The following is a 12,031-nucleotide window of genomic DNA, read 5'->3' as shown; positions in this document are numbered from 1 at the left end:
TCACCTCTCGCCGTACTTGCCCCTATAATCATGGCATGACTTTCTTATCACTGCGTGCCCGCTCCGTGCTGGGCAGTATCGGCAAAATGGCCGTTTCCCTGATTCTCCTGTGGACTGCACTGTGGGGCGCACTGGCGCTGTGGTACCAGTTGTCCGGCGGCACGGCCGCGCAAGCCATCGGCGCGCTGCTGTGGGGCGCGCTGGGCGTGGCCAGCATCGTGCTGTGGTGGACGCGCGGCGATGCGCGCGTGCTGCTGCCGTATGCGGCCGGTTTTATCCTGCTGCTCCTGTGGTGGAGCCTGATCACGCCGAAACAGCAGCGCGTGTGGGCCGACGATGTGGCGCGCAATGTGACGGGCACGCTGAAGGGCAATCTCGTCACCCTGGACAATGTGCGCAATTTCGACTGGCGCAGCGATGACGACTACACGGTCAAGTGGGAGCAGCGCAGCTACGACCTCGACGAACTGCGCACGGTGGACACGGCGCTGTCGTACTGGACGGGGCCCTATATCGCGCATACCCTGATCTCGTTCGGCTTTGCGGACGGGCGCTTTTTGACGTTTTCCATCGAGATCCGCAAGGAAAAAGGCGAGAGCTTTTCCGCCATCGGCGGCTTCTTCAAGCATTTCGAGATGAGCCTGATCGCCGCCGACGAGCGCGACATCCTGCGCGTGCGCACGAATGCGCGGGGCGAGGACATGCATCTGTACCGCGTGATGATGCCGAAAGCGGCCATGCGCTCGCTGTTCCTGGCCTACCTGGACGAGGCGCAGGCGCTGAAGAACACGCCGCAGTTCTACAACACCCTGACGGCCAACTGCACCACCATCGTCTTCGAGATGGTGCGCCGCATCGTGCCGGGCCTGCCGCTCGATTACCGGCTGATGGCTTCGGGCTACCTGGACCGCTACCTGTTCGACGTCAAGGGCCTGGTGCCCGGCCTGAGCTTCCAGCAGCTGCGCGATGGCGGCCACGTCACGGCGCGCGCGCGTGCCGCCAACGACGATGCGGATTTTTCGCACGCGATCCGGCGCGGCATGCCGGGCTACGACGAAGCGGGCTTCCCGAAGCTGCAAATGCCCAGGCAGTAAGCGCCTGCTTTATACTGTCGCTATTCCGACCGGCCGCACATTGCGGCCGGTCTCACTTCATGACTAAATAATAAGAAGGCCCGCTATGCCATTTTCCTCACTGGGTCTGATTCCCTCCCTGGTCCGCGCCGTCGACAAGGCCGGCTATGCCGCGCCGACGGCCATCCAGGCGGCCGCCATTCCCGCCATCCTGCGCGGCAGCGACGTACTGGGCGCGGCGCAGACAGGTTCCGGCAAGACGGCCGCCTACGCGCTGCCGCTGCTGCAGGCGCTGATGGCGCCGGCCTCCGGTCCGCGCCAGGTGCGCGCGCTGATCCTCGTGCCTACGCGCGAGCTGGCGGCGCAGGTGGGGCAGACGGTACACGCGCTGGCCAAGCCGCTGCCGATCAAACTGAAGATTTCCGTGCTGTTCGGCGGCGTGTCGATCAATCCGCAGATGATGGACTTGCGCGGCGGCGCCGATATCGTCGTCGCCACGCCGGGCCGCCTGCTGGACCTGGTGCGCCAGAACGCCGTCAAATTGGGCGGCGTGTCGCTGTTCGTCCTGGATGAAGCCGACCGTTTGCTCGACATGGGCTTCAGCGAGGAAATCAACGCCATCCTCGCGCTGCTGCCCAAGCAGCGGCAAAACCTGTTCTTCTCCGCCACCTTCCCCGACAGCGTGCAGGCACTAGCCGACAGCCTGCTCAAGGAGCCCGTGCGCATCGAAGTGGCGTCCGAACCGCAGGACAAGCCCGACATCGTGCAGCGGGCCATCACGGTCGACGTGCCGCGCCGCACGCAGCTGCTGCGCTACCTGATCCTGCAGCAGCAGTGGGAGCGCGTGCTGGTGTTTGTCGCCACCAAGTACGCGGCCGAACACGTGGCCGACAAGCTGCAGCGCGCGGGCCTGCACGTGGGCGCCTTCCACGGCGAATTCAGCCAGGGCACGCGCAGCCAGCTGCTGGCCGACTTCAAGGCGTGCCGCTTGCAGGTGCTGGTGGCCACCGACGTGGCCGCGCGCGGCATCGACATCGCCGGCCTGCCTGCCGTCGTCAACTACGACTTGCCCCGCTCGGCCGTCGACTACACGCACCGCATCGGCCGCACGGGCCGCGCCGGCGAAAGCGGCACGGCCATCAGTTTCGTGACGGCCGATACGGAAGCGCATTTCCGCCTGATCGAAAACCGCAACGACTTGCGCATCGTGCGCGAAGTGGTGGCTGGCTTCGAACCGACGGAACTGCCCGCGCCCGTGAGCACCGTGACGGACACGGTGAACGGCGGCGTGAAGGGGGCGCGCAAGAGCAAGAAGGATAAATTGCGCGAAGCGGCAGCCCTGGCGGCGAAGGCGGCCGAGGGCAATTAAATCGCCCTTATGTGCGCTAGCCGCTTGAACGGCTGGCCGTCCCGCTTTAAGATGATGTTTCTATAAAGCAAGGGGACTGTTGATGCACATGACATTCATCACGCGTGCGGGCGCTCTGGCTTGCGCGCTGGCGCTGGCAGGCTGTGCCGGCATGGGCGGCAAAAGTGATGGCAGCGGCATGCAGATGCCGGGCAAGACACCTGCCGATGCCGCCGTGGCCGCCACCTGGTACAACCCGCCCAGCGAATTTCCCGGCATTTGCCTGACCCAGTTCAAGGATGGCAGCCTGCGTTTCGATGGCGGCTTCGCCTTCTATAATCCGGGCCGCTGGGCGTATGACAGCGCCACGTCCGAGCTGCGTTTGCAACTGGCGCCGACGCCATCGCTGGAACTGTCGCACGCGCAAATCGTGCAGCACATGAACCTGCTGCGCATCGAGGCGGACAAGAGCACGCTGGTGTATGGGGTGAAAGCCGATACCAAGGCCATCGGCCTGGGCGGTTTTGTGTTTTACCGCGATACGCCTTGCCCGGCACGGCGCGGATAGGTAGCGGATAAATGCCATACAGGAATATTTAGTCGTATAATTTCAACGCAAGCTGGCTGCCGCGCAAGACTCGCAAGACTGTCCCGCGTAGCAGATTCCCCCCTCCAGGCAAGCTCCGATATCGCCGCGGCGATGAGAGGATGGTCCGATGGATGTGCACGACGAACAGGGTATGCCAGGGATTGTGGCGGCGGACGCCGTGGCGCCACCGCGCACCTTGCTGCTGGTCGATGACGAGCCGAATATCCTCGCTTCCCTCAAGCGCCTGCTGCGGCGCGATGGCTACCATATCCTGACGGCGGGCAGCGGCCAGGAAGGGCTGGAGGTGCTGGCCAGCCATGCCGTCGATGTGATCGTGTCGGACCAGCGCATGCCCGGCATGCTGGGCGCCGACTTCCTGCGCAAGGCCAAGCTGCTGTGTCCGCAAACCATCCGCATCATGCTGTCGGGCTATACCGAGTTGCAGGCCGTCACGGATGCCGTCAACGAGGGCGCCATCTTCAAGTTCCTCACCAAACCATGGGAAGACCATCAGCTGCGCGAGCATATCGCCGAAGCCTTTCGTCTGAAGGGCATCGATGACGACAATGTGCGGCTCAATGCGCAGTTGCGCGAGGTCAACCTGGCGCTGGCGGCAGCCAATGCCGCCATGCAGGCGCTGGTGAGCCAGCAGCAGCACCAGATCAGCCGCGACGAAGTCAGCCTGGGCATCGCGCGCGAATTGCTGCAATTTCTGCCGCTGCCCGTGATCGGACTCGACGAGGACGGCATGATCGCCTTCATCAACGCGGCGGCGGCCAATCTGTTCGAACGGGGCGCGGCCCTGCTGGGCAACGAAGCGGCGATCGTCTTGCCGCAATTATTCGATGGGCAGGGGGCGCCTTGCCTGGCCGCCATCGATGGCCAGCCGTATGCCGTGGCGGTCCATCCGATGGGCTTGCATTCGCGCTCGCGCGGCAGCCTGGTCACCCTGAGTCGTCATGGAGTGGACACATGAGTGGAAGCGTGAGTGAAAGCGTGAGTGACAGCGGCCGCGAGATTTCCATGGAGCAGGCGCAGGAAGGCATGGTGCTGGCGCAGGCGCTGAGCGACGCCAGCGGCGCCGTGCTGCTGGCCCAGGGCGCCACCCTGACGGCGGCGAACTTGACGGCCTTGCGCAGGCGCAATGTGGAGCGCTGCCATGTCGTCATGGACGAGGCGATTGACCCCGCCGCGCAGGCGCATGCCGAGCAGGAACGGGCGCGCCGCCTGGAACGGCTGGCCGTGCTGTTCCGCGCCACGCCGCCCGATTCCGCAGGGGCGGAACTGCTGGCGCTGCTGCAGCGCTACCGGCAAGGGGGCGCGGCATGACACGGCTCAGTTTTGAACACATCATCCGCCAGATACAGGAACTGCCTTCGCTGCCGGTGGTGGTGCTGGAACTGCTGTCGAGCATGGACCAGGACGACACGGACGTGCATGTGCTGGCGCAAAAGATCGAGCTGGACCAGGCCCTGGCGGCCAAGACCCTGCGCATCGCCAACTCCTCGTTCTACGGCATGCAATCGAAGGTCACCAGCATTCCGCAAGCCGTTTCCGTGCTGGGTTTTCACAGCATCCGCACCGTCGTCACGGCCTGCGCGCTGACGGGCAGTTTCGCGCCCGTCAGCGGCGGCTTCGATTTCCAGGCGTTCTGGCGCCATTCGCTGGCCACGGCCATCGCCGCGCGCCTGCTGGCGCCGCACCTGCGCGTCAATCCCGAAACGGCGTTCACGGCCGGCCTGCTGCACGACCTGGGCACCCTGGTGCTGGTGACGCGCTTCCCGGCCGAGCACGCGCTTGTGCGCAGCTACCGCCAGGCGCATGACTGCCAGATGGCCGACGCGGAACTGGCCGTCATCGGCATCGACCACGCGCAGGTGGGCAGCGCCCTGGCCGCCTACTGGAAGTTTCCCGAGGCGATACAGCAGGCGGTGGCCGACCACCACGCCATCGACCGGCTGGAGGCGGGCGGCTTGCCGCTGGCCGTGCATCTGGCCAATGCCGTCGCCCTGGCGCTCGACTTGGCCGGCGTCGATGATGCGCTGGTGCCGCCCCTGTCGCCCGCGGGCTGGCGCAGCGTCGCGCTGGATGAGCAGGCCTGGCTGGCGCTGCTGCGGCAAACGGAACACACCTTCGATGAAATGTCGCGGATCATGCTGGCATGAACAGGATACAGGCCATGGAAACAGACGCAGGGCAGGCACTGTCCGCCACGCCGGAACGCCGCCAGGGCGATTCCATCGCGCTGTCGGCGTTTTTCGATGGCCATCCCGTGGCCACTTTCGCCATCGACACGGACCACGTGATCACGCACTGGAACAGCGCCTGCGAACAGTTGACGGGCTTTACGGCCGCCGAGATGGTCGGCACGCGCGACCACTGGAAGGCGTTTTATCCGCAGCCGCGCGCCTGCCTGGCCGACCTGCTGGTGGCCGACGATATCGCGCTCGGCGAAAATGACCTCTACCTCGGCAAGCTGAAGCGCTCTCCCGTGATCCCCGGCGCCTTTGAGGCCGAGGATTTCTTTGCCGATATCGGCCCCGAAGGCCACTGGCTGCATTTCACGGCGGCGCCCCTGCGCGACCGCCAGGGACGCCTGGTGGGCGCCATCGAAACCCTGCGCGACGTGAGCGAGCGGCGCCTTGCGGAACTGGCGCTGCGCAAGGCGCACGACAACCTGGAACACCTGGTGGCCAAGCGCACGGCCCAGCTGGCCGACATGAACGAGCGCCTGGCCGACGATATCCGCCAGCGCCAGATCGCCGATCTCGAATTGCGCGAGCGTAACCTGGCCCTGACGGAATTGAACAGCAAGCTGTCGCTGGCCCAGCAAAAACTGCTGCAGTCGGAAAAACTGGCCTCGATCGGCCAGCTGGCCGCCGGCGTGGCGCACGAGATCAACAATCCCATCGGCTATGTATTTTCCAATGTCGGCACGCTGGAAGGGTATCTGGACGACCTGTTCAGCATGCTCGACGCCTACGAGGAAGCCGAACCGGCCGTCGCCGACCCCGTGGTGGCGGCGCGCCTGCGGGCGCTGCGCGAACAGGTCGACCTGGACTTCCTGCGCACCGATATTCCGCTGCTGATGGGCGAGTCGAAGGAAGGCATTGCGCGCGTGCGCCGCATCGTGCAGGACCTGAAGGATTTTTCGCGCACGGATGCGCACCAGGAGTGGGTCTGGGCCGACCTGCGCCAGGGCATCGATACCACGCTCAATATCGTGAATAACGAGGTCAAGTACAAGGCCGACGTGGTGCGCGAGTACGCCGACATTCCCGATATCGAATGCCAGCCTTCCGAACTGAACCAGGTAATCTTGAACTTGGTCGTCAACGCGGCCCACGCCATGGGCGAGGCGCGCGGATGCATCACCCTGCGCACGGGCAGCGACAACGCGACGGAAGTGTGGATCGAGGTCGAGGACACGGGCGGCGGCATCGCGCCCGAACACCTGTCGCGCATCTTCGACCCGTTCTTCACCACCAAGGCCGTCGGCAAGGGCACGGGGCTGGGCCTGTCACTGGCCTACACCACGGTGCAGAAACATCACGGCCGCATCGACGTGCGCAGCATCATCGGCCGAGGCACCACCTTCCGCATCACCTTGCCCGTGCGCCAGGCGCAGGCCGTCGCACCATGACCGAACAGGACAGCATGAGCACCAGTACCAGCGCCAGCACCGCGGCCGCGCCGCCCACCATCCTGTGCGTCGATGACGAACCGAATATCCTCTCGTCGCTGCGCCGGCTGTTCCGCCCGCACGGCTACCGCGTGCTGACGGCCGATGGCGGCGCGGCCGGCCTGGCCCTGCTCGAGAGCGAGACGGTGGACCTGGTCATTTCCGACATGCGCATGCCGCACATGGATGGCGCGCAGTTCCTGGCCCAGGTGCGCCAGCGCTGGCCCGGCACCATACGCTTGCTGCTGACCGGCTATGCCGACATCCAGTCCATCCTCGACGCCATCAACCAGGGCGAGATCTACCGCTACGTGACCAAGCCGTGGGACGAGAACGATATCGTGCTGGTGGTGCGCCACGCGCTGGAACGGCGCGCGCTGGAGCAGGAAAAGCTGCGCCTGGAAGCGCTGACAGCCAGCCAGAACGTGGAGCTGCAGGCGCTCAACGCCAGCCTGGAAGCGAAGGTGGCCACGCGCACGCAGCAGCTGAAGCAGTCGCACGACGAAGTGCAGGCGGCCAACGAGCGCCTGAAGGCCACGTTCGTGACGACGATCAAGGTGTTTTCCAACCTGATTGAGATGCGCGGCGGCAAGCTGGCAGGCCATGCGCGACGGGTGGCCGAGCTGTCGCGCAAGCTGGCGCAGGCGCTGGGCCTGGAAGGGCAGGAGGCGCGCGACGTGTTCATCGCGGCCCTGCTCAAGGATATCGGCAAGCTCAGCTTGAGCGACGATGTGCTGGAGTTGCCGGCCAGCGCCTGGACGGGCGAGCAGCTGGCCGCGTTCCGCAAGCATCCGCTGCGCGCCGAACAATTATTGATGGCGCTCGACGAGCTGCGCGCCGTCTCCGTGATCCTGCGCTCGCAGCTCGAGCGCTTCGACGGCGGCGGCTTTCCCGATGGCCTGGTGGGCCTGGCCATTCCGATGGGCGCGCGCATCCTCGCGCTGGCGTCGGACTACGACGGCTTGCAGATCGGCGCCATGGTGCAGCGCAGCCTGCGCGCCGAGGAGGCCCGCACCCTGATCTACGACAGCGTCGGCAAGCGCTACGACCCGGCCGTGGTGGCCGCTTTCCGCAGCATCATGGAGGAGACGGAACCGCCGGCGCGCGACCTGACCGTGCTGTCGGGCCAGCTGGAACCGGGCATGGTGCTGTCGCGCGACCTGATCAGCCGCGATGGCCTGATGCTGCTGGCGGCCGAGCACGTGCTGACGGCCCGCGTGATCGCCCAGCTGCTCGACTTCGAAAGCAAGAATGGCGGCCGCCTCAGCATCCGCGTGTATGCGCCCGTCAAGGAAGGCTAGGACACTGCCTGGGCCGCCGGCGGCGATACGGGCAGGTGCACGGTAAAGCGCGTGCCGCGGCCCACTTCCGACGCCACGTCGATGCGTCCGCCGTGCTTGTTGACGATGCCGTATGACAGCGACAGGCCCAGGCCCGTGCCGCTGCCGACGGCCTTGGTGGTGAAGAACGGTTCGAAGATGCGGTTCAGGTGCTCGGGCGCGATGCCGGCGCCCGTGTCGCCGATCTCCACCCAGACCCAGTCGTCCGCATGGCCGGTGCGGATGCTGATCACGCCGTCGCTGCTGATGGCCTGGCCCGCGTTGACGAGCAGGTTCATGAAGACCTGGTTCAGCTGCGAGGCGAGGCACAGTATCGGCGGCAGTTCGCCATATTGCTTCTCGATGCGCGCCTTGTATTTCAATTCATTGGCGACGATATTCAGGGTGCTGTCCAGGCCCGCATGCAGGCTGGCCACTTGCCAGTCCGTCTCGCCCACGTGGGAAAAATCCTTCAGCGCCTGCACGATGTCGCGCACGCGTTTGAGGCCATCCATCGATTCGCGCACCAGGTCGCCGATGTCGTCCTGCAGGAAGGCCAGGTCGGCCTGCGCGCGCACCTGGACCACGTGCGCGGCCAGGGCCGGGCCGTCGAGCGGCTCGCGCATCGCCGCCTCATACTGGGTGATGACGTCGAACAGGGTGCCGACATAGGCTTGCAGCGAGCTCATGTTCGAATTGACGAAGCCGATCGGGTTATTGATTTCATGCGCGATGCCGGCCGCCAGCTGGCCGATGGACGCCATCTTTTCCGATTGCAGCAACTGGTCGTGCGCTTCCTGCAGCTTGCTGATCAGTAGTTGCTGCTCTTCGCCGCGCGCCTGCAGCATCGCTTCCATGCCCTTGCGTTCCGTGATGTCCGTCAGCGAGCCGATCACCTCGAACGGCACGCCATGCTCGTCGCGCACGAGGCGCAGGCTGTCGTGCATCCACAGATAGCTGCCGTCGCGCACGCGGAAGCGGTATTCGTAGGCGCGCGCGCCTTCGACGAAGATCTGCGCCAGGCTGGAAAAAATCCCGGGCGCATCGTCGGGGTGGATATGGTCGAACCAGAAATTGGGGTCGGCCACCATCTCCTCGGGCTGGTAGCCCAGCACATTCAGGGCATTGTTGCTGACGAACGTCATCTTGAAGTCGCCGCTGGGCACGGTGCAATAGATGATGGAGGGAGTATTGTCGAGCAGGTATTGCAGGCGCACGGCCGTGGCGGCCGGTGCATCATCGCCAGGCGCCGCCCCGGCATGCCGGCCGGTATCGTGAGTGGAAAGGTCGAAATCCTCGAACTGCATCGTCACACCTCGCTGCCTGCACGGCATAGCTGTCATCCTGCTTCGATTATGCCTGATTCCGCCTGCCTTGGGCCGGCATCGGCGCGATCAGGGGGCCAGCGGCTGCTCGACGATCGCCATGCGCCGCGCGATGCGCTGCGCCGCCTGCGTGTCGCCCGCCTGTTCGGCGCGCAGGCGCTGCACGCCCAGCCAGGCCAGCAGCGGCCGGCGCCAGCCCTGGTCCGAGGCGGTGGCCACTGCCGTGTCGAGCAGCTCCGGCGTGGCGCGGCCCGAGCGCAGCAGCACGCCGGCCGCCACCAGTTGCGACAGCGGGTCCTTGATGGCCGCCACGGCGCTGGCGGCGGCCGTGTCGGAGCTGGCGCCGGCGGCCGCCCGCTGCGCTTCCGGCAGCAGGGCGACGTCGGCCGCCTGCGCCTTGCCGGCCAGCCAGGCCGCATACGCGCGGTCGGCGGCTGTCGCATCGGCTTGCAGGGCGTCAAAGCCGCTGCAGTCCTCGAACGCCAGGCTGGCCACGCGCGTGGCGCAGCGCAGCAGTTCGATGCGCGCCACGAGTTCAAGCTTGCCCGTGCCGGCCACCTGGCTGCGGGCACGCCGGAATTCCGTCTGCTCGACCAGCGCGTTGCCGCCCAGGTAAGCCGCCTGGAAGCGCTCGACGGAACTTTGTGCATTCATTTTCCAGTCCGGCACCGGCGGGCCGCTGGAGCAGGCGGCAAGCAAGGTGCACAGCAGGGCGGCGATGGCGGGGCGGGATATTTTCATGGCAGTTTGATCTCCGGATTGCGCTTGAACGGCCATTTGCGGTTGATTTCATTGACCAGCTGCTCGACCTTGCGCAGATTGCTTTCCACGTCGGCGCGCAGCGGACCCAGGTCGGCTGTCGCCGCCTTGGCATTGGCGCCCACGGCCTGCGCCTCGACCAGCACGGCGTCGACTTTTTTCAGGCTGTTGCGGGTGTCGGCCAGCAGGGCGTTCAGCTGCACGATGGTCGCCTGCGCATCCGTCATCACGCCCTTGTCGCCGAAGACGCGCGTATCGGCATTCGCCACCAGGCCATCCGTGCGGCGGGCCAGCTGGTCCGCCGTGATCAGCAGGGCGTTGGCCCGCTCGACCAGCAGGCGCGACTGCTTGTCGTCGCCCGTCAGCAAGCCCATGGCGCCGCCCGGGCCGCTCAGCTTGCCGGTGACGGCCTGCACATTGCGCAAGGTGCCGTCGAGCGCGGAATCGGTGCCCGTCAGGCTGGCCACGTTGTTCAGCAAGTCCTTGGCGGCGGCCAGCAGGCGGGGGATTTCCGCCGCCATGTCGCCCACCAGCAAGTCGCGCGTGGCGTCGTCGGGCAGCGGCGGGTCCGTCAGGATGCCGCTGTAGGCGCGCAGCTTGGCGCCGCCCACGATGCCACGTTCCAGGGTGAAGATGGAGCTGGTACGCAGCCAGTGCGCGTCTTTTCTCGGCACGTCGATGATGACGCGCGCGCGGCCGTCCGGCGCCAGCTCGATGCGTTGCACGCGGCCGATGGGAAAGCCGGAAAAGGTCAGGTCGGCGCCCACGCCGACGCCGTCGGAATCGTCGGCCGTCAGCACCAGCGTCTGCGTGGCTTCGAAGGCGCCGCGCGCATACATCAGGTAGACGACGGAGCCGACCACCAGCACGAACATGAAGACGAGCAGGATGGCCGCCTTCAGTTCGGCGTGGCGCACGGGCGGCGGGGCGGGCAGCACGGAATCTTGCGTGAGACCGGCGGGCGCCGTGACGTCGACCTGGTCGGGATTCGGGGGTTGGCTCTGGCTCATGGCTTCTGGCTCTCGTATGGGTGGTTCGGGATCGCTGGCGGTGGCGGGCGGGGCATCAGTAGTAATTGCCCATCAGCGAAGCCACTTCGACCAGCAGGATGACGGAAAACAGGCGCAGCATTTCGGACAGGCCGTGCGCGGCCCACAGGCGGTTGCGCCGGCCGTGCGGCTCCTCCGGATAATAGGAGGAGGCCAGCGGGATCAGGGCCACGGCAAAGCTGAAGAAGATGACTTTGAGCATCAGGATCAGGGCCACGGCCGGATTGAATATCTGCCCCACGACGCGCGTGTAGCCTTGCAGCGCCCACGGCGTAAAACCGTAGATGGTGACATAGGCGAGGATGAGCGAGGTGACGCAGCTGACGATGGCCAGCATCCACACGGCAAAGATGCCCGACATAACGCGTGGAAAGTATTCGCGGCGCAGCAGGTCGACGCCCTGGCGCTGCATTTTCTCGAGCATGCCGGACGAGCGCATTTGCGCGAACGCAATGCCGTCGGGCAAGGTCAGGCGCAGCGCCACGAACAGGGCGGCCGTCAGCGGTATCAGTTCCAGCACCAGCACGCGCACCACCATTTCCAGCGCATAGCGCGACAGGCCGTAGCTTTGCGCGCTGACGACGACGATGCGTATCAGCACCAGGCTGACCAGCGCGCAGGCGACGCTGAACCACACGAGGTTCGGCGCCGTATTTGTCACCAGGCGGTGCGCGAGGATGGGGCGGTTGTCGCGGTTATAGCTCGATGGCGACAGGGCCAGCGAAAACACGAGGATGGCGAAATGCAGCATGCGCCACCAGCTGACCAGCCAGGCCATGGTGGCCCGGTGCAGGCGGCGCAGGCTGATGATGAGGGAGACGGATAGGGTCATCATGGCATCTTAACATTGGATGCGTTCGATACAAGCGATTGTCCAGCAGTGCACG

At 66.0% G+C, this 12,031-nt stretch carries 12 protein-coding genes; 8 read left to right on the top strand and 4 right to left on the bottom strand.

Annotation, left to right across the window (positions count from 1 at the left end; genetic code table 11):
- The first annotated feature begins 35 nt into the window (after positions 1-35).
- The 8 genes from BLT98_RS06460 to BLT98_RS06425 all read left to right on the top strand — a co-directional run bounded on the left by BLT98_RS06460 (position 36) and on the right by BLT98_RS06425 (position 7,993).
- Positions 36-1,094, top strand: coding sequence for an Lnb N-terminal periplasmic domain-containing protein (locus BLT98_RS06460; RefSeq protein WP_170846306.1), 1,059 nt, complete (start codon positions 36-38; stop codon positions 1,092-1,094).
- A gap of 85 nt (positions 1,095-1,179) precedes the next feature.
- Entirely contained in the window at positions 1,180-2,442 is a 1,263-nt protein-coding gene (locus BLT98_RS06455; protein WP_092606002.1) for a DEAD/DEAH box helicase, read from the top strand.
- Positions 2,443-2,524: 82 nt separating this feature from the next.
- Complete coding sequence (locus tag BLT98_RS06450; protein ID WP_092606000.1) at positions 2,525-2,989, top strand: hypothetical protein; 465 nt, start codon at positions 2,525-2,527, stop codon at positions 2,987-2,989.
- Between the two features lie 148 nt (positions 2,990-3,137).
- On the top strand, positions 3,138-3,986 hold the full coding sequence (locus tag BLT98_RS06445; protein ID WP_092605998.1) for a response regulator: 849 nt from the start codon (positions 3,138-3,140) through the stop codon (positions 3,984-3,986).
- Positions 3,983-4,339, top strand: coding sequence for a hypothetical protein (locus BLT98_RS06440; protein WP_139179129.1), 357 nt, complete (start codon positions 3,983-3,985; stop codon positions 4,337-4,339). Before BLT98_RS06445 ends, BLT98_RS06440 begins: the two co-directional genes overlap by 4 nt.
- Positions 4,336-5,175 carry an HDOD domain-containing protein gene (locus BLT98_RS06435; protein ID WP_034779311.1) on the top strand — a complete coding sequence of 280 codons (840 nt, stop codon included), beginning with the start codon at positions 4,336-4,338 and terminating at the stop codon, positions 5,173-5,175. Before BLT98_RS06440 ends, BLT98_RS06435 begins: the two co-directional genes overlap by 4 nt.
- Positions 5,176-5,189: 14 nt before the next feature.
- A complete protein-coding gene (locus BLT98_RS06430; protein WP_092606998.1) occupies positions 5,190-6,653 on the top strand; it encodes an ATP-binding protein in 1,464 nt (487 codons plus the stop codon).
- 14 nt (positions 6,654-6,667) lie between these two features.
- Complete coding sequence (locus tag BLT98_RS06425; RefSeq protein ID WP_092606995.1) at positions 6,668-7,993, top strand: response regulator c-di-GMP phosphodiesterase, NosR family; 1,326 nt, start codon at positions 6,668-6,670, stop codon at positions 7,991-7,993.
- On the opposite strand, the gene BLT98_RS06420 is transcribed toward BLT98_RS06425, so the two are convergent.
- The 4 genes from BLT98_RS06420 to BLT98_RS06405 form a co-directional block, all read right to left on the bottom strand.
- On the bottom strand, positions 7,990-9,318 hold the full coding sequence (locus BLT98_RS06420; protein WP_092605994.1) for an ATP-binding protein: 1,329 nt from the start codon (positions 9,316-9,318) through the stop codon (positions 7,990-7,992). The two genes, BLT98_RS06425 and BLT98_RS06420, sit on opposite strands and share 4 nt — an antisense overlap.
- A gap of 87 nt (positions 9,319-9,405) precedes the next feature.
- Positions 9,406-10,077: a hypothetical protein gene (locus BLT98_RS06415; RefSeq protein ID WP_092605992.1), complete on the bottom strand. Its 672-nt coding sequence runs from the start codon at positions 10,075-10,077 to the stop codon at positions 9,406-9,408.
- Complete coding sequence (locus BLT98_RS06410) at positions 10,074-11,105, bottom strand: MlaD family protein (protein ID WP_034779304.1); 1,032 nt, start codon at positions 11,103-11,105, stop codon at positions 10,074-10,076. The genes BLT98_RS06415 and BLT98_RS06410 overlap by 4 nt, the downstream gene beginning before the upstream one ends.
- 55 nt (positions 11,106-11,160) lie before the next feature.
- Complete coding sequence (locus BLT98_RS06405; protein WP_034779673.1) at positions 11,161-11,976, bottom strand: MlaE family ABC transporter permease; 816 nt, start codon at positions 11,974-11,976, stop codon at positions 11,161-11,163.
- Positions 11,977-12,031: the final 55 nt, after the last annotated feature.

The sequence above is a fragment of the Janthinobacterium sp. YR213 genome (genome assembly GCF_900099875.1).
Taxonomy (GTDB): domain Bacteria; phylum Pseudomonadota; class Gammaproteobacteria; order Burkholderiales; family Burkholderiaceae_D; genus Janthinobacterium; species Janthinobacterium lividum.
Note: the sequence above shows the minus strand (reverse complement) of the source record. Positions and strands in the feature narration are given on the sequence as shown.